The following is a 24,599-nucleotide window of genomic DNA, read 5'->3' on the forward strand; positions in this document are numbered from 1 at the left end:
TATGGTTGTTATCAGATAAAAAAATATGTGAATTCGAAAAAAAAATTAATTATACTTTTTTAGATAAATCTTTATTAACAAAAGCTTTAATCCATAGATCATATGGAAATGAACATAGAGATTTTAAAAATATAAATAATGAAAAATTGGAATTACTTGGTGATGCTGTTTTAGATTTAATTATAACGGAATATATATATATAAAGTTTAGTAATGCAACTGAAGGAGAACTCGCTAAATTAAAAGCTATGATTGTTAGTGAGCCTCTCCTTGCAGAGGTTTCTACTGAAATAGGAATTGGAAGTTATATGTTTTTAAGTAAAGGAGAAGAGCTAACTGGTGGGCGAGAAAGAAATTCTATTTTAGGAGATGTTTTTGAAGCCTTATTAGGAGGGATTTACTTAGATTCTGGGTTTGAAAATGCCAAAGAATTTGTTTTAAAATATTTTGTAGATAGAATTGTTCATATTGATGAAAATCTTGATTTAGTAGATTATAAAACAATATTACAAGAATTTACTCAAAAAGAATATAAAAAGATACCAAAATATATTGTATTAGAAGAGTTAGGACCAGATCATAATAAACAATTTAAAGTTGGTGTTAAAGTTAAAAATAGTATTGTAGGAGAAGGTTTAGGCAGAAATAAAAAATCAGCAGAACAAATGGCTGCAAGAAATGCTTGTGGTAGATTAGAGGTAAAATTGCATGAAACATTATAATATTCCAATTTTTATAGTACATTACGGCTGTCCACATATGTGTGTGTTTTGCAATCAACAAAATATAACTGGAGTTATTACTAATATACAGCCTAATGAAATAAGAGCTATTATAGAGGAAACTTTAAAAACTTTACCTAAAAATTCTGAAAAAGAGATAGCATTTTTTGGTGGTACTTTCACTGGACTACCTATAAAATTACAAACTGAATTTTTAGAAGTGGCAAATGAATATATAAAAAAAGGGTTAGTCAATGGGATTAGAATGTCAACTAGACCAGATTATATTAATAGAGAAATTTTAGATAATTTATCAAAATATAATGTTACTACAATTGAATTAGGAGTTCAATCGTTTAATACTGAAGTTTTAAAGCTATCTGAAAGAGGTCATTCAAGAGAAGATGTCTTTAATGCTTCAGAATTAATTAAAGAATATGGAATAACATTAGGATTGCAAATAATGCCAGGATTACCAGGCTCTACAATTGAAAGCGATATTGCTGGAATAGAAGATATTTTAAAAATAATGCCTTCATTAATTAGAATTTATCCTACATTAGTACTTGAAAATACAAAATTAAATTCAATGTATAAAAATGAAGAGTATCAACCCTTATCAATAAGTGATGCTGTAAAAATAACATTACCTATGATAATTAAATTAGAATTAAATGGAATTAAAATTATACGTGTAGGGTTACAACCAGCAGATGATTTAAGAAAAGAAGGAGTAATTACAGCTGGACCATTCCACTCATCCTTTAGAGAAGTTGTGGAAAGCGAAATTTATTACGAATTTTTAAATATAATATTAAAAAAAGAAAAAGAATTAAATGTTATAACTAATCAAAGTAATATTTCTAGAATAGTTGGAATGAATAAAGTTAATTTAAAAAAATTTAATGGGAAATTAAATTTTAATATTGATAATTCATTAGAAAAAGAGCTTATTTTAGTAAATAAAAAATCCTATAAAAGAAAAAATATACTAATGGCTTTGGAGATGAATAATATATGAAACAGATAATAATTACTTCTACAGAATATGAAATAAAAGCAGCTTTACTTGAAGATGGGGTTTTAACAGAATTTTTTATTGAGAGAGATGATAAAAAAAGAATAGTTGGAAATATCTATAAAGGAAAAGTTGCAAATGTTTTGCCAGGAATGGAATCTGCTTTTGTAGATATAGGATTGAAAAAGAACTCTTTTTTATATGTAAAAGATTTAAGAGAGTTTGAAGAAAAATATCTTGATGGAATAGAACATAGTAAAAAACCAATAGAAGAAATTTTAAATGTGAATGATAATGTTATAGTTCAAATACTAAAAGAACCAACAGGGACAAAAGGGGCTAGGGTAACGACTCACTATACAATTCCTGGTAAATATCTAGTTTTAATGCCAAACAATGATTATATTGCAATTTCTAAAAAAATAGGTAATGAGGAAGAAAGAGAAAGATTAAAAAATATATTACAAGATATAAAGCCTGATGGCGTTGGAGTTATAATAAGAACAGATGCACAAGGAAAAGATGAAAAATATTTTATAAAAGAGATTGAATATCTAACAAAGCAATGGAAAGAAGTAGAACATAAATCTTATAATGCTCAAATTGGAGATCTTATATATAAAGATAGCACTTTAGTAGAAAGAGTATTAAGAGATATATTTTCATCAGAAATAGATCATTTAGTTGTAGATTCAGAAGATAATTATTGGAAAGTAATAGATTATATCTCTACATTTTCTGATTCAAATTTAAAACTAAAAGTTCAGCTATATCATGAGAGCGAACCAATTTTTGAACATTATGGAATTAATAGTGAATTAAAAAAAGTTCTTCAAAAAAAAGTATGGCTTGATTGTGGAGGATATCTAATTATTGAAAAAACAGAAGCTTTGGTAAGTATTGATGTAAATACAGGAAAAAACACAGGAACTTATGATTTGGAAAGTACTGTTTTTCAAACAAATATGGAAGCTGCAAAAGAAATTCCAAAACAGTTGCGTTTAAGGAATTTAGGTGGTATAATTATAATTGATTTTATAGATATGAAACTAGAAGAAGATCAGAAAAAAGTTGTAGAAATTTTAGAGGAAAATCTATCAAAAGATAGAATAAAGAATAATATAGTAAGATTTACAGAACTTGGACTTGTGGAAATGACAAGAAAAAGAACTGGGAAAGAACTTTCTAAATATTTTTTAGAGAAATGTCCACATTGTAATGGAACTGGAATGATAAAAAGTAGCGAATTTATTATTGATGATATTATTATGGAAATTAGATTTCTATCAGTAGATGAAGATATTAAAAGAATAAAATTAAAAGTTAGTAATCAATTATACGCAAAAGTACAAAGTTTATATTTAGATTTTATAGAAAAATATTTAAAAGATTATAATAAAGAATTTGAAGTGTTGTTAGATAGATCACTTGAAAGAGATAAATATGAGATTGTGCTTGAAAATTAGGAGGACAAATGAACAAAAATGCAATTTATCCAGGAAGTTTTGATCCAATAAGCAATGGACACATTGATATAATAAATAGAGCTTTAAATATATTTGATAACTTAGTTATTGCAGTTTTGAATAATTCAGAAAAAAAATCTTGGTTTTCTGTAGAAGAAAGAGTTAATATGATAAAAGAACTTTATGGAAACAATAAAAAAATACAGATAAAAAGTTTTGATGGACTTTTAGTTGATTTTATGGAAAAAGAGAATTTGAAAATTGCTATTAGAGGATTACGTGCGGTGTCTGATTATGAATATGAATTGCAACTAGCACTTTTTAATAGTCAATTATCTAAAGGAAAGTTTGAAACTATATTTTTACCAGCATCAAGAGAAAATTTATATTTAAGTTCAACTGTAATAAAAGAGATTGCTATTAATAATGGGCAATTAGAAGAGTATGTTGATAAAACAATTTTAAATAAAATAAGAGAAAAAGCAAAAATAAAAAGGGGTGAATAATTATGATAAAATTATTAGTTGTGGATGATTCATTATTTATGAGACAAATGTTAAAAAATATTTTGCCAAGAGATAAATTTGAAGTTGTAGGAGAAGCTTCAACTGGAAAAGAAGCGATTTCTAAATTTAAAGAATTGGAACCAGATTTAATCACTATGGATATAACTATGCCTGATATGGATGGAATTACTGCTGTAAAGGAGATTAGAAGAATATCTCCAGAGGCAAAAGTTATTATGTGTAGTGCCATGGGACAAAAGCCAATGATAAGAGAAGCTTTAGAAGCAGGAGCTATTGATTTTATAATAAAACCATTTGATAAAGATAAAGCAATAAAAATTTTAGAAGCAATGTCTTTATAGGCAGATATAGCTTAGGCTATATCTGTTTTTGTATAATTAAATATGAATTAAAATTTATATTTGATTATACAATATAAGAAACTTATTTTTTAAACGTTCTTTAGGAGAAAAAAACATGAAAAAAAAAGAATATTATGTGTGTACAAATTGTGGGTATAAAACTAATAAATGGATAGGAAAATGTCCAGAGTGTGAATCTTGGAATAGTTTTGAAGAAGAGACAGAAGCACCTATAAAGATAAAAACAGAAAAATCAATAAAAGCTATTACAATAAATGAAGTAGAATTGTTAAAAGATTATAGATATAAAACAAATTTTAATGAATTTGATAGAGTTCTTGGTGGTGGATTGGTAAGAGGGGAAGTAGTTTTATTAACGGGGAACCCTGGTGTAGGAAAATCTACTTTATTACTTCAAATTTTAAAAGATTATACTAAATATGGAGATGTCTTATATATTTCTGGAGAGGAATCTGCTGAACAAATAAAGCATAGAGCTAAAAGATTAAAAATAAATAGCGATAAACTATTTTTAGTATCTGAAACAGAAATCGAAGCTATAAAAAAATATATTTTAGAGAATAAACCAAAAGTAGTTGGAGTTGATTCTATACAAACATTATATTCAAACGAATATAATGCAATACCAGGAACTGTTACACAAATTAGAGAATCTACATTAAAGATAGTAGAAATGGCAAAAAAACATGGAATATCATTTTTTATTGTGGGGCATATTACAAAAGATGGTAAAGTTGCAGGTCCGAAATTATTGGAACATATGGTTGATGCTGTAATGAGTTTTGAAGGAGAAGAGAATTATTTATATAGAATTTTAAGAAATAGTAAAAATAGATTTGGTTCTATTAATGAAGTGGGAATATTTAATCTTGAAGATGATGGGATTAGTGAAATAAGAAATCCTTCTGAATTCTTTTTAGGTGAAAGAGATGAAAAAAATATAGGAAGTATTGTAGTTCCAGTCTTAGAAGGGACAAAAGTATTTTTATTAGAGATACAATCTTTAACATCAACTACAAATTTTGGAATGGCTAGAAGAGTTGCTCAAGGAATTGATTATAATAGAATGCAAATATTATTAGCAATATTAGAAAAAAAATTCTCTTTAAATTTAACTACACAAGATATATTTATTAATATTCCTGGAGGGTTGTCAGTAAAAGAGACAACTATTGATTTAGCTATAGCTCTTTCGATATTATCTAGTATTAGGGATATACCTGTAAATAATGATGTAGCTGCATTGGGAGAACTTGGACTTAGAGGAGAAGTGAGAAAAGTATCTTTTATAACAAAAAGATTAAATGAACTAAAAAAAATGGGATTTAAAAAAATTTATTTGCCAGAGGGGAATAGAAAAGAAGTAGAAAAATCTAGTATTAATTTAAAATTTTATTATTTAAAAAATTTATATGAATTATTGGAAAGGATGAAATAAAATGAAAGATAATAGTGCAATTTTAAAAATGTTAGCATTAGCATCTCCAGGGACAGATCTAAGAAAAGGTTTAGATAATATATTAGATGCAGAGACAGGAGCTCTCATTGTTGTAAGTGGGTCTTCAGAAATATTAAGTATTTCTGATGGTGGATTTGAAATAAATTGTAATTATGAACCTGAAAAAATATATGAACTTGCAAAAATGGATGGAGCAATAATTATAGATAAAGAAGTGAAAAAAATATTGATGGCAAATGTTCACTTGCAGCCTAATTCTAAAATTACGACTATTGAAAGTGGAACAAGGCATAGAACTGCAGAACGTGTAGCAAAACAAACAGGAGAATTAGTTGTATCTATTTCTGAAAGAAGAAAAAGGATTACACTTTATCAAAATGATGAAAGATACATGATAAGAAATATTACAGATATAATGAGTGAAGCAAACCAAGGTATAAAAACATTAGAAAGATATAAAACGGTATTAGATAAAGAACTTAAATATTTAACTATTATGGAATTTGATGAAATGGTAACATTATATGAAGTTACACATGTAATACAACGTTTCGAAATGTTATTTAAAATAGCTGACGAGATAAAAAAATATATAGTAGAATTAGGAGTAGAGGGAAGATTAATAAATATGCAATTGGATGAACTATTAATGGGAACTCAAGAAGAATTTGAATCATTATTAAAAGATTATTATAATGAAGAAAGCCAATTAAGTATGGAAGATATTATAGCAGGATTAAATAGATTAAATCAAGAAGAGATATTAATAATAGAAAATATATCATATTTACTTGGATATTCTAAAAATTACAAAACATTAGATGATAAAATAGTTCCAAAAGGATATAGAGTTTTAGGGAAAATATTAAAATTAACAAAAAGAGATATATTAAAAATAGTGGAAACATTTATAGATTTAACAAGTATTTTAAATGCAACAATAGATGATATTTCAGAGATAAAAGGAATTAGTAAATTTAAAGCTAAGTCAATACAAAATGGATTAAAAAGATTAAAAGCTACTATTTTATTAGAGAAAGAGATCTAAAATTATAAGAAATATAAATGAATTATTTATAGATTTAAAGATACAAAAAATAAAAAATTATGGAGGTTATTGTTATGGCAGAAAATGATTTAAATCAAAATGTTAATAATTTTTTAAAATTTGTAAAAGGGCTGGGAATATTTGGAGTACTAATCGTACTTGGATTGTATTTAGCAACAGGTATCTATGTAGTTCAACCTGATGAACAAGCAGTAATACTAAGATTTGGTAAATATGTTGAAACAACTGGACCAGGAGTGCATTGGCATACACCATCACCAGTTGCTGCTGTTTATAAAGCTAAAACAACAGCAGTTCATAGAATTGAAATAGGATTTAGAACCATAAATCCAGGACCACCTGCAAGATATAGAGATATTCCAGAAGAGGCTCTTATGCTTACAGGAGATGAAAATATATTATCAGTAGATGCAATTGTACAGTATAAAATTAAAGATATTAAGCAATATATTTTTAATTTAAAACAACCGTATAAGATGCTAAAAGATGCGGCAGAAGCCTCTTTGAGACAAATAGTAGGGAAAAATTTAGTAGAAGAAGTTTTAACAGTGGGTAAAGAAAAAATTCAAAGAGAAACTAAAGATAGATTGCAAGAGATATTAGATAAATATGAAACAGGAGTTTATGTATTGAATGTGCAATTGCAAGATGTACAGCCGCCTAAAGAGGTAATAGGAGCTTTTAAAGATGTGGCTAGTGCAAAAGAAGATAAAATTCGTTATATAAATGAAGCAAATGGATATAGAAATGATATGATTCCAAAAGCAAGAGGAGAGGCGGAAAAAGCTTTAAATGATGCAGCAGCATACAAATCAAAAAGAATAAACGAAGCACAAGGAGACGTAGCAAGATTTACAAAATTATATGATAAATATAAATTAGGGAAAACTGTAACTAAAACAAGAATGTACCTTGAAACAATGGAAGGAATTTTGCCTAATGTTGATAAAATAATTGTAGATAAAAATTTAGAAGGCAAATTATTAAATATTATCGGAAAAGAAGGTGATATCAAATGAAAAAAATATTAGGAGTAGTAGCGATAATAGCAATAGCTATATTTTATACAGGAGTGTTTTATGTTACAGAAATAGAAGAAGCTATAGTAGTTAGAATGGGACAACCAGTTAGAAAACCTATTATGAAAGCAGGGCTTAATTTTAAAATACCATTTATAGAAAAAGTTGATAAATTTGATAAAAGATTATTAGAATACGATGCAGAACCTAAAGAAATAATTACAAAAGACAAAAAAAATATAGTAATCGATAACTATGCTAGATTTAAAATAAGCAATCCATTGCTTTTTTTACAAACAGTACATGATGAAGCTGGAGCTCAAGTAAGATTAGATGATATAATATATTCTGAGTTAAGACAAAATATAGGTAGATATACATTAACAGAGATATTGTCTTCTAAAAGAGAAGATATTATGAGAACTGTAACTAAAAATTCTGATGAAAAAGCTAGAGAATTTGGAATAGTTATTGTAGATGTAAGAATAAAGAGAGCAGATTTACCACAACAAAATGAATTGAATGTATATAAAAGGATGCAAACAGAAAGAGCTCAACAAGCTAAAAAATATAGAGCAGAAGGAAAAGAGCAAGCATTACAAATAGAATCAAAAGCAGATCAAGAAAAAACAACAATTTTAGCAGAAGCATATAGAAAAGCAGAAGAGATAAAAGGAGAAGGAGATGCAAAAGCTCTACAAATATATGCAGATGCTTATAATAAAGATCCTGACTTCTATAAATTCACAAGAAGTTTAGACGCATATAAAAAGATTTTTTCTCAAAAAAATAAAAACAGAATTATTATATCAACTGATTCAGATTTGTTTAATCTTTTTGGTGGTGTAAAATAAAAAATATATATAAAATTTCCCCTTCTTAGATTTTTTTGAGAAGGGGAAAGCTTTATAAGAGGGACAATAGAGGGCACACTTACCCAACTTCAAAGGCATCAGGGAATAGACCTCATCCCCCGACCCCTTCTCCTAATTTAGGAGAAGGGGAGTAAAAATAAAAAAATTCTATCCTAAGATAAGAGAGGATTCAGGTGAGGTCTGAAAAATGGGAAAAAAAATAATAAAATAAAAGAACAATAAAATAGAGGAGGAAACTATTAGATGTTATTAAAAAATAGAAATCTATTTGGAATCAAAGATTTATCAGTAGAAGATATTATGGCTATATTTGAAAAAGCCAAAGAATTTAAAGCTTTATCAAGAAGTAAAATAAAAAAAAATAGTTTATTAAGAGGAAAAACAGTAGTTAATCTTTTTTTTGAAAATAGTACTAGAACAAGAAGTTCATTTGAAATAGCAGGGAAAAGGCTTGGAGCAGATGTTATAAATATGAGTGTTAGTACTTCATCTATAAAAAAGGGAGAATCGCTTATTGATACAGCAAAAACATTAGATGCTATGAAGGCTGACTTGTATGTAATAAGGCATTCTCAAGCTGGAGCACCTAAAATGTTTTCTAAATATGTAAGTGGTCAAGTAATAAATGCAGGAGATGGAGTTCATGAACATCCTACGCAAGCATTATTAGATGGATTTACAATATATGAAACAGGGAAGAAATTTAAAGATTTGAATGTAGCTATTATTGGAGATATTCTTCATTCAAGGGTTGCACGTTCAGATATATATTTATTAAAAAAATTAGGTGCAAATGTAACATTAGTTGGTCCTGCTACACTTATTCCAGATGAATTCAAAAGTTTTGGAGTTGAAATCGAAAATAATTTAGATAATATTTTAGGAAAAATGGATGTAATTAATCTTTTGAGAATTCAATTAGAAAGGCAAGGTGATAGTTTATTCCCTAGTTTGGATGAATATCATAATTTTTTTGGGTTAAATGATGAAAGATTAAAAAAAATGAAAGAAGATGCAATAATAATGCATCCAGGACCAATGAATAGAGGTGTCGAAATTTCATTTGATGTAGCTGATTGTAAACAACAAGTGATACTTGACCAAGTAGAAAATGGAGTTGCTATTAGAATGGCATTATTAGCTTTAATTATTGAAGGGAGTGAATAAAATGAGGATATATCCTGATTATAATGAAATAGAAAAAGCATCAAAACAAGGGAATGTAATTCAAATTTATACAAAAATATTAGCAGATGTAGAAACTCCAATATCTGCTTATTTGAAATTAGCTAAAGATGAAGAATATTCATTTTTACTAGAGAGTATTTCTGGAGAGGATAAATTTGCAAGATATACATTTTTGGGAGTAAATCCATCTATTAAAATTTCTGCAACAGATGACAATGTAGAAATAATAGAACATGAAAAAACTACTGAATTCAAATTAAAAACTGGTGAAAATCCTTTGGATTATTTAAAAAATATAATGAGTAAATATAAAATGGTAAAAAATGAAAAATTACCAAGTTTTGTTGGTGGGGCTGTTGGATATTTTGGGTATGATACTGTAAAATATTTTGAAAAAATAGAGAAAAAAAATAGAGCTGAAATTAACGTTCCTGATATGTATTTTATGATCACAGATACAATCTTAGCATTTGATAGATTTAAACAAGAGCTATTAATTATTTGTAATATGTTTATAGAAGAAGATAGAGATTTGAAATCAATTTATGATGAAAGTGTTGAAAAGATAAAAAATATTTATGAAAAATTGACAAATGAAGTTAAATTAAATTTTCAAATAAGCGAAGTAAAAGAAGAAATTAAAATCAGTTCTAATTTCAAAAAAGAGGAATTTTATAAAGCTGTAGAGAGTTCAAAAGAATATATAAAGTCAGGAGATATATTCCAAGTTGTATTATCGCAAAGATTTATGGCAGAATACAAACATAATCCATTTGACGTATATAGAAGACTAAGAAGCATAAATCCTTCACCATATATGTTTTATCTCAACTTTAAGGATTTTAAAATAGCAGGGGCATCACCTGAAATTTTAGTGAAATTAGAGGGAGATACAATTACTTTGAGACCAATAGCAGGGACTAGAAAAAGAGGAAAAGATGTAGAAGAGGATATTGCATTGGAAAAAGAACTTTTGAGTGATGAAAAGGAGATTGCAGAACATATAATGCTTGTAGATTTAGGTAGAAATGATGTAGGAAAAATCTCAAAATATGGAACTGTAAAAGTCACAGAAAAAATGGTAATAGAAAGATATTCTCATGTAATGCACATTGTGTCTAGTGTACAAGGTAAAATTGAAGAAGATAAAGATGGATTTGATCTATTGCAAGCAGTATTTCCAGCAGGGACATTAACAGGAGCTCCAAAAATAAGAGCAATGGAAATTATAGAGGATTTGGAACCAGTTAAGAGAGAAATATATGGTGGAGCTATTGGATATTTTAGTTTTAATGGAGATTTGGATAGCTGTATAACAATTAGAACAATGGTATTTAAAGATAATAAAGCATTTATGCAAGCAGGAGCAGGAATTGTATATGATTCTATTCCTGAAAATGAATATAAAGAAACAGAGAATAAGATTGCTCCAGTTATTAGGGCTTTGGGGTAGGGCGTTAATAGTAGGAATTAGAGATAAAGTTTTCGCATATACAATCTTTATGGAAGGATATGCGAAGGTTTTATGCGTGTATAAACGAGTTAGGTGCAATTGTAATTTTTATATAAATTAATATTTTGAGATAAATTCAGTCATAAGAGATAAATAAGATGATTATTAATTAAAATAAGGAGAAGAAAAAATGTTTCCAGATATAAATGACTTTGATAAGAATGATTTTAGACAATTGATATTATATTCATGGAAATTTGAATTAAATGCAATTGAAAGTTTAATAGAGATAACGAGTAAGGACATGGAAGAAAAAAGAAAAGAATTACATGATTTGTCGGTAGAAAATTTAGATAATTATATTCATGAAGAGTGTATGAAAAATATTATTTATTTGCATGAAACAGAAATGCTTGCATTTCAATCTTTTTTTTTAACGATATATTCAGTAGTAGAAGCTTCTTTAGATAGATATTGTGAAATTTGTAAAAGAAAATTTGAATTAAAGATAGGGCTTGAAGATTTAAAAGATAAGGGAATAACAAGAGCAATTAACTATTTAGAAAAAGTTGTAGACATGGAAGAAATTAAATACAATGATATGTATAGAAAAATGAAACTAATAAATAAACTAAGAAATGATATTATTCATAAAGCGGGTTATATATCTGAAAAAGGAAAAATTGAAATATATAAAGAAGAATTAGAATTAGAAGTGATTGATGGAAAGATAAAATTTATTTGTGAAGATATTAAAAGGTTATATAAATATATGGATGATTTTATTAAATTAATATTTAGCAAAAAAATAAAATCATATGATGAAAATTTTAATAGTGAAGAATTTGAAATTGTAGAATCAATAGGAGAATTTTATAAGGAAAATAGAGTAGTTATATTGAAATTGAAAGATCAAGAAATAAAAATTGGTGATTTTATGTATATAAAAAGAAATGAAGAATTAATAAAATTAGAAATACTTGAAATTCAGCTAAACGGGAAAACAGTTACTGATATAAAGGATGAAGAGGTAGGAATAAGGTTTAAAGATAAATTAAAAAATACAGATTTATTTTATTTAAAGAATAAAAGCAATATACAAAATATGATAAAAGGAGAGAAAATATGAAATGGGAAATAGATGTAAATAAAGAGAGAAATGAGATTTTACTTTTTGATAAGAAAGGAATTAATGGTAGATATAAATTTTATTATGATGAAACAAATAATTTTAGAAAATTTTGGATAAAGGAAAATAAATTTAATGCATCTACGAATAAGAACTTTGTTTTAGCAGGTTTAGTGCATGAAGATGTAGAAGTTTTACCTAATATAGAAGATTTATTTGGAAAATTGAAATTACAATCAAATGTGAAGGAATTGAAGTTTAAAATGATATCAAAGGGTAAATTTCTCGAGTGTTGTAAATCTCAAAAATTGAATATAATATTAAAATATATTTATGAAAATAAAATATATTTACATTATGTAAAACTTGATCCATTTTATTACTCGATAGTGGACATAATAGATTCGATATTAGAAAATGAGTATATGGATTTTTCTTTTGAATTAAAGAATTGCTTATATAAAATAATGTATGCGGATATAGAAAAGACTACAGAATTATTTTTAAAACATGATTATCCAAATATAAAAAAAGATATAAAAAATGAATTTATTGATGATCTTTTAGATATGATAAATGAAAGTGAAGTTAAAAATATGATGAAAAATTTTCTAATAGAGTTGTTAAAAAAATCAAGAGAAAAAGAAGAATTACCATTTATAATGGACAATTTAAACAATAATAAATGATTTATTATTGTTTTATATTTCACCATTAAAGTTATTTAAAAATTCAATACATATTTTTGATGAAGAGAAAGAAATAGAAAAATTGATAAGCAATTTAAAATTTATAGATGATGAAAAAGAATTATTGCATTATGTTTTTAAAAAGTCAGAAGAAGATAAAATGATACAATTATCAGATGTAATTGCAGGTTTATTAGGAAAATATTTTGATTATATAAAAGGAGGATCGTTTATAGAGATAGAAAAAGATATAAAAAAATTAAAAGAACATGAAATAGAATATGAAAATTTAATATTATTACATAAGATATTGAAAAAATCAGAAGATAAATGTATTGGATTTTTACATAATACTTGCTGTATTGAAGAACAGAAAAAAATTTCTTATATTTTTGAAATGCTTGAGGAAGATTTATATTAGATAAATTATTTTATATTTTGAGAGTTTAAAGGTTTTTTTATAAAAAGAAGCGAAGTTATTAAAGATAAAGAAGTAGAGATGACTGCACCTAACACTATGCAGTCGATACATCTTCACCTAAGCCCTGTGGGACGTAATTCGATTCGCTAACAGGAGACCTGTAACGCTTATCTTCATTACTCTAGTGGTTCAGAAGCATCGCCTAGCATGGGAGCCGTTATCTGACAGAAATCAGCCTTTATTTATCTAATAAAGTTGGTTTTAACCGTTAAAATTTAAAAGCAAAAAACCAAAACTCGCCTAAAGAAATTTCCGCCGACCGTCCTAGTCGGCTAAGTAAACATATTTAGTGAAAAAAATCAAAAAAAATGTTATAATTGACCATAAATAATTATAAAAAAGAGGTGGAATATGAAAATACAAGAAATATTAAAAGATAGTAATTATAAATTGTCATTATTTAATGAAAGTTATATAGAAAAACTTGAAAATTCTATTTTTGAAAAGGAATTAAAAAATGGTAAAGCATACTACATAAAATGTATGGTAAGAAATAAAGATATAAAATTAACTCCAGAAGAGATTGTTAGGCAATTATACCTAATGCAGTTAAATGAAAAATACGGATACTCATTTGAAAGAATGCAAGTAGAATATATAGTGAATTTTGGAAGAGAGAAAAAAAGAGCAGACATAGTAATTATGGATAAAATACAACCAACAGTTCCATATATTATTATTGAAGTGAAAAAACCAAAATTAAAAGATGGAAAAGATCAGTTGAAATCATATTGTAATGCAACTGGTGCAACTATGGCCGTATGGAGTAATGGAGAACAAATAACATATTATCATAGAAAAGATCCTAATTATTTTGAACCAATAACAAATATACCAACAGAAAAACAGAGTTTAAGAGATTTATTAAAAGAAAAATTTTATATAGATGATTTAATTGAAAAAGATGAGTTGAAAAATCAAAAAAAATCACTTAAAAGTATTATTTTGGATATGGAGGATGAAGTTCTTTCAAATTCTGGAGTAGATGTATTTGAAGAAGTTTTTAAACTTATATTTATAAAACTTTATGATGAATTACAGAGCACAAGAGATAGAGATAGAATGATTGAATTTAGAAAATATGGCGAAAGTGATAGTGAATTAAAAGAAAAAATAGAAGAACTTTTTGATAAAGCAAAGGAAAAATGGACAGGAATTTTTAAAGATGATGAGGGAATAGATTTAACTCCATCTCATTTGTCTGTTAGTGTTTCATCATTACAGAATGTAAAATTATTTAATTCTAACCTTGATGTTATTGATGACGCTTTTGAATATCTTGTAAATAAAAATTCAAAAGGTTCAAAAGGTCAATATTTTACGCCTAGATATGTAATTGACATGTGTGTAAAAATGCTGAATCCAAAAGAAGAAGAATATATTATAGATACCGCAAGTGGAAGTTGTGGATTTCCAATTCATAATGTTTTTGATGTATGGAAAAAAATATATAATGAATTAGGCATAGAAGAAAGTCATTTGTTTACTGCAGAAAAAAAACATGCAAGGGCATTAGACTATGTAAAAGAAAAAGTTTTTGGAATAGACTTTGATAAAAAAAGTGTTCGAGTAGCAAGAATGTTAAATATTATTGCAGGAGATGGACATACTAATGTATTAAACTTAAACTCTTTGGATTATGGAAGATGGGAGGAAAGTACTAAAGATGAAAATTGGCAAGATACTTATTTTGATGGTTGGAGAAGACTAAAAAAATTAAGAAAAAACAGAAATTCAAATAAAGAGTTTGAATTTGATATTGTAATGGCAAATCCACCTTTTGCAGGAGATATAAAAGAAGGAAGAATTTTAGCAAGATATGATTTAGGGAAAAAACCAAATGGAAAATGGCAGACAAAAGTGGGGCGGGATATTTTATTTATAGAAAGAAATCTTGATATGTTAAAATCTGGTGGAAGAATGGCGGTAGTTTTACCACAAGGAAGATTTAATAATTCAAGTGATAAAGCTATTAGAGATTTTATAGCCGAAAAATGCAGGATTTTAGCAGTAGTTGGACTTCATGGGAATGTTTTTAAGCCACATACAGGAACCAAAACAAGTGTTTTGTTGGTGCAAAAATGGGATGAAAAACTTTGTCCTAAAAAAGATGATTATAATATATTTTTTGCAACTATGCAAAAACCTAGTAAAGATAATAGTGGAGATAAAATTTATGTAAAAGATGAAAATGGACAAAATATTTTAGATGATCATGACCATTTGATAGTTGACCATGATTTATATAATCACGATGGAAAAACAGAAGATGGAATAGCAGAGGCTTTTATTGAGTTTTCAAAAAAGGAGAAGTTGAGTTTTTTTATTTAAGCCCTTTTGATGAGGAGAAATATAAAAACTTATTGGAAGGGCTGGGAATTAAAGAAAAACTTTTTTCACAAGTATTTGAAAATAAAGACTTTAGAATAGATAGTCAATTTTATACAAAGGAGCCTATTAAAAATCCGTTACTTATTTATGATAAAATTGGAAATAAATTAGACAAATCACAATATGGTATATCAATATCTATGAATGAAAATAATGTAGGGTATCCAATATATAGAATGAATGAAATACATAATTTATTATGTGATTTAAGTGTAAACAAATCTGCAAATATTTCAGAAAAAGAATTGGAAATATTTAAGTTAAATGATAGAGATGTTATTTTTAATAGAACTAATTCTTTTGAATGGGTTGGAAGGACAGGCATATATAGAAAATTAGATAATAAAGACTTTATTTTTGCTTCATATCTTGTGAGATTTATCCCTGATGAAAAATTTATTTTACCTGAATATTTAACAGCTTTTTTAAACTCAAAGCAAGGAGTATGGGATATAAAAAGAAGAGCAAGACAATCAATTAATCAAACAAATGTAAATCCCGAAGAAGTGAAAGAAATTGAGATTCCTTTACTTTCAATGATATTTCAAAAAAGAATTAAAAACTTATTTGAAGAAGCACATATTAGTAGAGTTACTTCTGAAACACTATATAAACAAGCAGAAAATATTTTACTTGAAGAGCTAGACTTAAAAGACTGGAAACCAACAAATGAAAATATAAAGATTAAAAGTTTAAAAAACTCATTTTTGCAAAGTGGAAGACTAGATAGTGAATATTATCAGCAAAAATATGAAGAGATAATTGAAAAAATTAAAAGTTATAAGGGTGGGCATGATACTTTAGAAAATCTTTGTAACCTAATGGATAAAAATTATAAACTAAAAGAAAAACAATATTATAAATATATAGAATTATCAAATATCGGAACAACTGGAGATGTTACTGGATTTACTTATGAGTTAGGAGAAGACTTGCCAAATCGAGCAAGAAGAAGAATAAAAGAAAATGATGTAATTGTTTCTTCTATTGAGGGTTCGCTTGAAAAAGTTGCATTAGTGACAAAAAAATTTGACAATAGCTTATGTTCAACAGGTTTTTATGTAATTAATTCTGAAAAAATTAATTCTGAAACATTACTTATTTTATTAAAAAATAAAATAGTACAGCAAATACTAAAACAAAATTGTTCGGGTACAATTTTAACAGCAATAAATAAAGATGAATTTTTAAGAATAGGTCTTCCAATAATAGATTTGCTAATTCAAAATAAAATAGAAGAGAAAATAAAAGAAAGCTTTGATTTAAAAGAAAAATCAAAACAATTATTAGATATTTCAAAATTAGCAGTTGAAAAAGCGATTGAAGAAAATGAAGAAATAGCTTTAATGTGGATAGAAAATAAATTAAAAGAACTAAATATTAAATTAAATGAGGTATGAAATGGCAAAAAAAACTATTGCGGAAATAGAAGAAAATATAAATAAACAACGAAAAAATGTAAAATATGATACAAAAGAATATACCCTTGAACTATTAGTTTCAAAGTTTAATAGAGCTATAGAAGAAAGTAAAACTACTGAAATTTTTGTTCCTTTTTATCAAAGAAAATTCGTTTGGGATGAAAAAAGACAATCTAAATTTATAGAATCTTTGATTTTAGGAATGCCAATACCACCTATATATTTAGCAGAAATAGACGATGGTGTTTTAGAAATAATAGACGGATCACAACGAATTAGAACTATTAATGAATTTTTAAAAAATAGACTAAAATTAAAAGGATTGTTAAAGCTTGAAGAACTAAATAATATTACATTTAATGAATTAAATAGTTCCAGAAAAAGAAAAATAAATAATATCTCAATTAAAGCAATAGTAGTAACGGATATAGAAAAAAAGGATATGAATATAAGACATGAAATTTTTGAAAGATTAAATACTGGAGGAGAAACATTAAAAAAAATGGAAGTGACAAAAGGAGCGAAAGAAGGTAAATTTATTGAATTTATTTATAATGAATGTGGAGAAAACTCAATTTTAAAAGAAATATCAAATTTTAGTTCTAATGATGAAAAAAGAGGTTATAAAGAAGAATTTTTAATAAAATATTTTGCCTATTGTGAAAATTTAGAGTTTGAAATATATGTAAATGATTATCTAAATAAATATATTGAAGAGAAAAATGAAAAATTTAAAAATGATGATACAAAAGATTTATATTTGATTCAGTTTAAAGAAATGTTGAAAATAGTAAAATACAATGAATTAGTAAAAGATATATCTATAAATAGAAAGAATAGATTGTTAGCTATTTTTATAGGGGTTACATTAGCGATAAAAGAAAAAAAAGAATTAGTTAATAAATCATTTGAAATAGATATTTATAGTGAAATATTTATAGAGAACGCAAAAAGTAATGGTTTAAATAAATTAAAGGAAAATATAGAATTAGTTAAAAATAAAATATTAGAGGCAAGTTTATGACAAATGATCTAAGAGAATTTTTTGAAGAAAGAAAATTAGAAGTAGAAGAATTTTTTAATTTTCTTTCTACTATAAATGATAAGAAAACTTATAAAAATGAGTTTTTAATTTTAAAAAGTCAATCAATTTTATTGTTATATAATTTAATTGAAGGTTCTGTTAATAAAGGAATTGAGTATATTATTGATTCAATTAATGATAAAATGTTGAAATATAGCGAAATTGATGAAAAAATAAAAATTATTTGGTATAAACATAAAGCATCAAATATTAGAAATAAAGATGATTATAGTGAGATTTTAAGAGAAATTGAAAATTATATTAATCAAGAAGTGGAAATTGATATAAAAAAATTCAGGAAAAATAATAGTAGTTATTTTTCTGCTGGAAATTTAGATGGAAATGCTATTAAAAAAATGTTGGAAAAACGATTTGAGATTGATTTTTCTAAGCAAGAATATAGATTGAAAAGAATAAAAGATGATAGGAATTTTTTAGCTCATGGTGAAAAATCATTTAAAGAAATTGGAAGAGATAAATCATTAGAGGAGTTAATTGAGACAAAAAAGAAAAGTTTTGAATTTTTAGATAGTTATATGGAGAAAATAGAAGAATATATTGAAAATGAAAAATATTTAGTATAGATATACAGCCCACTGTCCTAGTGGGCTTTCTGCATAAAAAACGGCGAGTTTTGGATTTTTAAGTAGAGATGAAAGTAAAAAAATTCTAATAAAGTTGATATTAATATAAAGAACATGCTGATTTCCGTCACATAACACACGATATAGAATATCTTTTCGGTGGTTCGCTAGAGCTTCACGAACTTCAAAGGCATCGTATTATCGATGGAACCGTTATGAGCAATGCATAAAGTAAAAGCAAATAAAAAAAGAGGTGGTACCGGTAACATTATAAAATGAAATCAAATAAATAAAAACTAAAAATTGGAGAAAACGTATAAATGAAATTAGAGTTAGTTTATGATTATAAAGAGAATGAAATATTAAGGAAGAGTTTTAATGAGTTAAGCCAGAATACATTTGGAATAAACTTTGAAGAATGGTATCGAAAAAAATTATGGAATAATAAATATGAGTGTTATTCCATAAAAAGTGGTAATAAAATAATTTCAAATGCTTCCGTAAATAAGTATCAGTTTATAATTAACGGAACAAAAAAAACTGCATTACAAATTGGAACAGTTATGACAGATGAAGAGTACAAAAGGAAAGGAATGGCTAAACAGATAATAAATTTTATACTTGAAAAATTTGAAAAAGAATATGACATAATTTATCTTTTTGCAAATAATTCTGTATCTGAATTTTATCCTAAATTTGGCTTTAAAAAAATAAAACAGTTTCAGATTTATACAACAGAAAAAATTGAATTGAATACTAAATATAAGTTTCGTAAATTAGACATGGATAACTTAAATGATGTTGCCATATTGAAAGAAATAGGAATAAATCGTATTCCTACCTCAAGTCAATTTGACATAATAAACGGATACGAAGTAATGTTTTGGTATTGTCTAAATGTTTTCAGAGGTAATATATATTATGATAACAGGGAAAAAATCATTGTTATATATACGACTGATAATGAGAAATTAAATATACATGATATAGTTTTAACAGAAAAAAAGAACTATAGAGAAATAATCGGAAGTATAACAACAGATGAAATAAAAGAAGTATCGTTTGATTTTAATATTGAAGCAGACAATATAGAAATAAAAGAGAGAGAAGTTGATGAAGATGATAATATTTTATTCATTAAGGGAAAATTTGGTGAAAAATTAAAAGTAATTCATCCAATAACATCACACGCATAAAAGAAGTATATTAAAACGTAACAAAAATAGGAATCTAAAAAGCACTTCTCATAACAGCGAGGTATGTGATACGTTAAATGAAATTGCAGGTGATAGACTGTTTTAATAAACAAATTTTAGTGAAGAATGTACTTCACAGCTCTTTTAAAAAAGGTATCTCTAAAAATTAACTCATAAGTTAGATAAAAATATACAGTTATGCAACAAAAAATAATTAATGGAAAAGGTAGTGTCAAAAGTTTATGAAAACTATGAGAAAAACTAAAAAAATAAAAAGCAGAAAAAGAAGAAGAAATTTATGCTAAAATCATGAAAAAACCCTAAGATTTTTTATAGAATTAAATTGAAAATATTAGAAAGAAATAAAAAACAAAAAGCAGAAAAATCCATCACTTTTGAGAAAAAAGTAATGGTAAGGCAGAAGTAAAATTATAAAAATTATGCTATATGTTTTTCAGGAATAAAATATTGAGATAACTCAATAAGTTTACCCCAACGAGCAGGCATGTTGGGTAAATCAGTAAGTTCAGGAATAACAACAGGTACGTTATTTTCCAAAGAAGAATGAGGCCGAAGGAAATTAAAATACGCTGTAAATAAAGTAACAGAAGTAAAAGCGCCAGAATGAGAATTGTAACCGTTAGTATAATGATAATTTTCTTTAAAGGTTCTGTTCAGTCTTTCAATAATTTGTTTAAGAGGCCTAAATTTTTTAGAAACTTTATCTTTATTAGTTAAACCGATGACTTGTTCAACGTTAAAATTAATGTCGTGTTGAGCAAAGAATTGTTGTGCTAGCAAGTATATGGGGTTGCCATCAACAATGACTTGGAAGTCTTCAGGGAGCTCCCTATACTTGCTAATAACATCAATAAGAGCTTTGCAAGCAGATTTAGTATCTCTTGAAGAAGAAGTATAATGAGATAAAATAATTTTTTTCTTAGTATCAAAGAAAAAGAAAATATATTTCCATTTACCAAGGACTTTAGTGTAAGTTTCATCACCACAAATGGAGTCAGAAAGTTTATAGGGATAATTGTCAATAATAGGTTTAACATTGGTGGCGACAGCTTTAGCATAATTTAAAATAGATTGATAAGAAATATTGATGCCGTGAATTTCTTTTAATAAATTGGCAGTTTTTCTTGCAGAGATACCAAAATTAATATTGTAAGAAAGAATAAGCCCTAATGTATAAGGAGAAACTTGTATCTTAGATAAATCACTTGGAATAGGAACGAGAGAATCTTTATCAAGAGAATTAAAATCAAATGTAAATTCTCTATAAATATAATGAAGTTTAAATTTACTAGGATCATTTTTATAAATTTTTCTTTCGTCAGCATCCATTTTTTGTAGATTTTTCAAATAAAAAGAGCATTTTTTATTTGTACATTTGTGGACGAAGAAATCTTTACGCTCCTTAATTTTTTCAAGAGTTTTGCCACAATGAGGACATTTAAAAACAACAAATTTTGCAAAGTGATTTTTTTCATGGAAATTGGTATTGCATATTTTACATTTAAATTGACCTTTATGTCCGTTGTTATCATAAATATATATATGAGGAGCACCACAAATGGGGCAAATCAAGCTTTTGGGAACGGAGCTTTCTTTTCTGCGTTTAATGGGTTTTAAAGGCTTATTGTGTTTAAGTTGGTATTGTTCAAGAAGTATTTTATAGTCAAATTTAACAATTTTTTTAAAAATAGGCATTTTATCAACAATGAGTCTATGGTATTTTTTATCGATGGGTTTATCATCAGATTTAGAATTAAGAAACTCGAATTTTTTACCTAGAGCAAAGATCATTAAAGCAATAATTAATTTTTGTTGAATGGCAATAATTTTCAGCAAAGTGTACACATATTTTGGCATAAGAATCTCCTCCTAATTTGGTGTATTTTGTTACTGGTTATAATAAAATATTACCTTATTTTGGGGGAGGAGTCAAATATAACGCGCAAAGATAATAAATATAAAGGATAGTGACTTAAAAAGGAAACTTTATTTGACACTACCATGGAAAAATAAGGAGAGAAAATATGAAAAAAATAATCAAAGCGGTACTAATAATTATTACATCAATTATTCTAATTGTGATAATTGCAGGAATTTATAAGTTTAATTATTTAGCTAATCAGCCAGGATATGATGTTGATGGGAATAAAATTGAAGAAGTTCATAAGTCAGAAGTTTTATCGAAATGGTTTAATCTTGACACTACAAATGATTTTTATGTTAAAGTACCTGAACTAAAAATTAATTGTAAAATAACTCAAGTAATCGATTCGGATTCTTTGTACTATGCAAAAGGTAAATTTTCGGTAGGATATGAAAAAGGAAAAGTATTTATTAGCAATCGTGAGATTGTTACTCTCAATAACTCTACTTCAAATATCAATTACCTTGTCATTCCTTTTTCTGTTTCGAATCAGGGTAGCGGATTGTTTAAATATATAGGACTGTTTAAATTAAACAACAAGGCTAAAACAATCAATCATATAGATTCTTATTTTTTAGGTGATAGAGTTAAAATTGATTCTATAGAATATGATGGTGCTAATAATATTCAAGTGAAAATAAAAATTCATACTAAAAATCAAGCAATGTCAGAAGCTCCTTCAGAGTTGAAATTATTAGAATTTAAAGTGCGTGATGGAGGTTTATTTGGATTTAAGCTATTAAAATAGTTTTATTTGTTTTCACTAAAAGCCCATAAAATGTGCAGAAGCCATCATTTCGAGAAAACGATACGCTGGAATGATAGCTTCTGGCACTGAGACGTTAGTAGATTACAGCAAAGTATTAATTTAAGCATACATCCTTGTATGCTTTTTAGAAATATGGTAAAATTAGAATTTATGAAAGGAAGTTATTTTATGGAAATAGTTTATGGGACATATAATATTTCTAAATTAAATAGTATGATAAAAATGCTTGAAGGTTTAGAAGTTAAAATTGTTGGATTAAGTGATTTTGGGATGAATTTAAAAAAATCAAAAGAAACTGGTAAAGATCCTTTAGAAAATGCAGAACAAAAGGCTAGAAACTATTTTAAGCAAATAAAAAAACCAGTATTTTCTTGTGATTCTGGTTTATATTTTGAAAATGTTGAGGAAAAAGATCAGCCAGGAATATTAATTAGAAGAATTGGAAATAAAAAGTTAAGTGATGAAGAAATGATAGAATATTATAGTAATTTAGCAAAAAAATATGGTGGGCAATTAAAAGCATATTATAAAAATGCAATTTGTTTAATAATTAATAATAAAGAAAAATATAGCTATGTTGGAAAAGATATATATTCAGAAAAATTTTTAATAGTTGATAAACCACATAAAAGCTATAAAGAAGGATTTCCTTTGAATTCTCTATCTGTTGATATAAGTACGAATAAGTATTACTTTGATTTATCAAGAGAAAAAGAGGATAACTTAGATATAAAAATTGGTTTTAGAAATTTTTTTATTAATAGTCTAAATATAGAAAGAAAGGGAATATAATTATGAAAAAATTTAAGAATTATATTAATTAGGATGAATATTTTATGGAAATTGCAATTTTATCTGGGAAAAGAAGTAAAGACCCAAATACAAGAGTTGGTTCATGTATAGTAAACGAAAAGAATAGAATTGTTGGAATAGGTTATAATGGATTACCAAATGGCTTAAATGATGATGAATTTCCTTGGGGGAATACTGGTGATTACTTGAATACGAAATATCCTTTTGTTTGTCATGCAGAACTTAATGCTATTTTAAATAGTACCTCAATAAGTTTGGAGAATTGTAAAATTTATACAGCACTATTTCCATGTAACGAATGTTCAAAGGTAATAATTCAGTCTGGAATAAGAGAAGTAATTTATTTGTCTGATAAGCACCATGATGATGATATTTTCATAGCTTCAAGAATGCTTTTGGATAGAGCAGGGGTAAATTATCGAAAATTAGAAACAACAATTGATAAAATGGAATTGTCTTATAATGAAGAAAATGTATAAAAATGCACTTCCTGAGCTACTGCTGTGACTAAGTAGAAATGGGAGGCAGATTGAATCTTCTAACATCCTGCAGACTATGGCCCTCGCCTACCGAGACACTTTGTCATTCAGGCTCTAAGCTTTTGTTTCATTGTTGTACTGCTCAGGCATATCGCCTGCAGGAAGACTGTTCTATAAGAGCTTTTAATATTATTTTTGAAAAAAAGAATCCGATGTAGTGGCGATAATGAAGGAGATAATATGACTAAGACTTTAAAATCGTATGATCAATGTGCTGATAAATATAATGAAAAATTCTCCATCTATGAACCGTATCAAAAACAAATGAATAAGTTTGTTTCATTTCTCAAAGAGACATCGAAAATTTTAGATGTTGGTTGTGGTAGTGGATTAAATTCAAAGATAATGGATTGTCAACATTTAAAAATTATAATATAATGATACTCTCTAAACAAGAAAA

23 protein-coding genes are annotated in these 24,599 nt (G+C 26.4%); 22 read left to right on the forward strand and 1 reads right to left on the reverse strand.

All coding sequences use genetic code 11. The features are described from left to right. Positions 1 to 5 precede the first annotated feature (5 nt). The 19 genes from rnc to RDY08_RS04990 all read left to right on the forward strand — a co-directional run bounded on the left by rnc (position 6) and on the right by RDY08_RS04990 (position 20,133). Positions 6 to 722 (forward strand): ribonuclease III, encoded by a 717-nt coding sequence (rnc, locus tag RDY08_RS04900; RefSeq protein WP_307905317.1) that lies wholly within the window; start codon positions 6 to 8, stop codon positions 720 to 722. Continuing rightward, the gene (locus tag RDY08_RS04905) at positions 709 to 1,743 is read left to right on the forward strand and encodes an elongator complex protein 3 (RefSeq protein ID WP_307905318.1); all 1,035 of its coding nucleotides are present in this window, start codon (positions 709 to 711) and stop codon (positions 1,741 to 1,743) included. The genes rnc and RDY08_RS04905 overlap by 14 nt, the downstream gene beginning before the upstream one ends. After that, entirely contained in the window at positions 1,740 to 3,206 is a 1,467-nt protein-coding gene (locus tag RDY08_RS04910; RefSeq protein WP_307905319.1) for an Rne/Rng family ribonuclease, read from the forward strand. Before RDY08_RS04905 ends, RDY08_RS04910 begins: the two co-directional genes overlap by 4 nt. A gap of 8 nt (positions 3,207 to 3,214) precedes the next feature. Then, a complete protein-coding gene (gene coaD / locus RDY08_RS04915) occupies positions 3,215 to 3,712 on the forward strand; it encodes a pantetheine-phosphate adenylyltransferase (RefSeq protein ID WP_307905320.1) in 498 nt (165 codons plus the stop codon). A 2-nt stretch (positions 3,713 to 3,714) separates the two neighbouring features. Next, positions 3,715 to 4,074 carry a response regulator gene (locus tag RDY08_RS04920; RefSeq protein ID WP_307905321.1) on the forward strand — a complete coding sequence of 120 codons (360 nt, stop codon included), beginning with the start codon at positions 3,715 to 3,717 and terminating at the stop codon, positions 4,072 to 4,074. A 115-nt stretch (positions 4,075 to 4,189) separates the two neighbouring features. Further along, positions 4,190 to 5,533, forward strand: coding sequence for a DNA repair protein RadA (gene radA, locus RDY08_RS04925; RefSeq protein WP_307905322.1), 1,344 nt, complete (start codon positions 4,190 to 4,192; stop codon positions 5,531 to 5,533). Position 5,534: 1 nt separating this feature from the next. Beyond that, positions 5,535 to 6,602: a DNA integrity scanning diadenylate cyclase DisA gene (disA, locus tag RDY08_RS04930; protein WP_307905323.1), complete on the forward strand. Its 1,068-nt coding sequence runs from the start codon at positions 5,535 to 5,537 to the stop codon at positions 6,600 to 6,602. Between the two features lie 74 nt (positions 6,603 to 6,676). Then, positions 6,677 to 7,642 carry an FtsH protease activity modulator HflK gene (hflK, locus tag RDY08_RS04935; protein ID WP_307905324.1) on the forward strand — a complete coding sequence of 322 codons (966 nt, stop codon included), beginning with the start codon at positions 6,677 to 6,679 and terminating at the stop codon, positions 7,640 to 7,642. Then, positions 7,639 to 8,496: a protease modulator HflC gene (gene hflC, locus RDY08_RS04940; protein ID WP_307905325.1), complete on the forward strand. Its 858-nt coding sequence runs from the start codon at positions 7,639 to 7,641 to the stop codon at positions 8,494 to 8,496. The genes hflK and hflC overlap by 4 nt, the downstream gene beginning before the upstream one ends. A 264-nt stretch (positions 8,497 to 8,760) precedes the next feature. Further along, entirely contained in the window at positions 8,761 to 9,684 is a 924-nt protein-coding gene (locus RDY08_RS04945; protein ID WP_307905326.1) for an aspartate carbamoyltransferase catalytic subunit, read from the forward strand. Between the two features lies 1 nt (position 9,685). After that, positions 9,686 to 11,158 (forward strand): anthranilate synthase component I, encoded by a 1,473-nt coding sequence (gene trpE, locus RDY08_RS04950; protein ID WP_307905327.1) that lies wholly within the window; start codon positions 9,686 to 9,688, stop codon positions 11,156 to 11,158. A gap of 190 nt (positions 11,159 to 11,348) precedes the next feature. Beyond that, positions 11,349 to 12,287: a hypothetical protein gene (locus RDY08_RS04955; RefSeq protein ID WP_307905328.1), complete on the forward strand. Its 939-nt coding sequence runs from the start codon at positions 11,349 to 11,351 to the stop codon at positions 12,285 to 12,287. Beyond that, a complete protein-coding gene (locus RDY08_RS04960; RefSeq protein WP_307905329.1) occupies positions 12,284 to 12,976 on the forward strand; it encodes a hypothetical protein in 693 nt (230 codons plus the stop codon). Before RDY08_RS04955 ends, RDY08_RS04960 begins: the two co-directional genes overlap by 4 nt. A gap of 7 nt (positions 12,977 to 12,983) precedes the next feature. Continuing rightward, the gene (locus RDY08_RS04965) at positions 12,984 to 13,397 is read left to right on the forward strand and encodes a hypothetical protein (RefSeq protein ID WP_307905330.1); all 414 of its coding nucleotides are present in this window, start codon (positions 12,984 to 12,986) and stop codon (positions 13,395 to 13,397) included. Positions 13,398 to 13,808: 411 nt separating this feature from the next. Then, positions 13,809 to 15,788 carry a type I restriction-modification system subunit M gene (locus RDY08_RS04970; RefSeq protein ID WP_307905331.1) on the forward strand — a complete coding sequence of 660 codons (1,980 nt, stop codon included), beginning with the start codon at positions 13,809 to 13,811 and terminating at the stop codon, positions 15,786 to 15,788. Between the two features lie 32 nt (positions 15,789 to 15,820). Then, positions 15,821 to 17,248, forward strand: coding sequence for a restriction endonuclease subunit S (locus tag RDY08_RS04975; protein ID WP_307905332.1), 1,428 nt, complete (start codon positions 15,821 to 15,823; stop codon positions 17,246 to 17,248). Between the two features lies 1 nt (position 17,249). Continuing rightward, positions 17,250 to 18,293, forward strand: a complete 1,044-nt coding sequence (locus tag RDY08_RS04980) for a DUF262 domain-containing protein (RefSeq protein WP_307905333.1) — start codon at positions 17,250 to 17,252, stop codon at positions 18,291 to 18,293. Next, positions 18,290 to 18,937 carry an MAE_28990/MAE_18760 family HEPN-like nuclease gene (locus tag RDY08_RS04985; protein ID WP_307905334.1) on the forward strand — a complete coding sequence of 216 codons (648 nt, stop codon included), beginning with the start codon at positions 18,290 to 18,292 and terminating at the stop codon, positions 18,935 to 18,937. The genes RDY08_RS04980 and RDY08_RS04985 overlap by 4 nt, the downstream gene beginning before the upstream one ends. A 320-nt stretch (positions 18,938 to 19,257) precedes the next feature. Next, complete coding sequence (locus RDY08_RS04990) at positions 19,258 to 20,133, forward strand: GNAT family N-acetyltransferase (RefSeq protein ID WP_307905335.1); 876 nt, start codon at positions 19,258 to 19,260, stop codon at positions 20,131 to 20,133. A 438-nt stretch (positions 20,134 to 20,571) separates the two neighbouring features. On the opposite strand, the gene RDY08_RS04995 is transcribed toward RDY08_RS04990, so the two are convergent. Further along, the gene (locus RDY08_RS04995) at positions 20,572 to 22,011 is read right to left on the reverse strand and encodes a DDE-type integrase/transposase/recombinase (protein ID WP_307904024.1); all 1,440 of its coding nucleotides are present in this window, start codon (positions 22,009 to 22,011) and stop codon (positions 20,572 to 20,574) included. A 167-nt stretch (positions 22,012 to 22,178) separates the two neighbouring features. Between RDY08_RS04995 and RDY08_RS05000 the strand changes: the two genes are divergently transcribed. From RDY08_RS05000 to RDY08_RS05010, 3 genes are all read left to right on the forward strand, one after another. Beyond that, positions 22,179 to 22,826 (forward strand): hypothetical protein, encoded by a 648-nt coding sequence (locus RDY08_RS05000; RefSeq protein ID WP_307905336.1) that lies wholly within the window; start codon positions 22,179 to 22,181, stop codon positions 22,824 to 22,826. A gap of 189 nt (positions 22,827 to 23,015) precedes the next feature. Further along, a complete protein-coding gene (locus RDY08_RS05005) occupies positions 23,016 to 23,639 on the forward strand; it encodes a non-canonical purine NTP pyrophosphatase (protein ID WP_307905337.1) in 624 nt (207 codons plus the stop codon). A 44-nt stretch (positions 23,640 to 23,683) separates the two neighbouring features. Next, a complete protein-coding gene (locus tag RDY08_RS05010; protein ID WP_307905338.1) occupies positions 23,684 to 24,139 on the forward strand; it encodes a deoxycytidylate deaminase in 456 nt (151 codons plus the stop codon). Positions 24,140 to 24,599: the final 460 nt, after the last annotated feature.

Origin of the sequence: Haliovirga abyssi (assembly GCF_030295325.1) — a bacterium.
GTDB classification, from domain to species: Bacteria; Fusobacteriota; Fusobacteriia; order Fusobacteriales; family Haliovirgaceae; genus Haliovirga; species Haliovirga abyssi.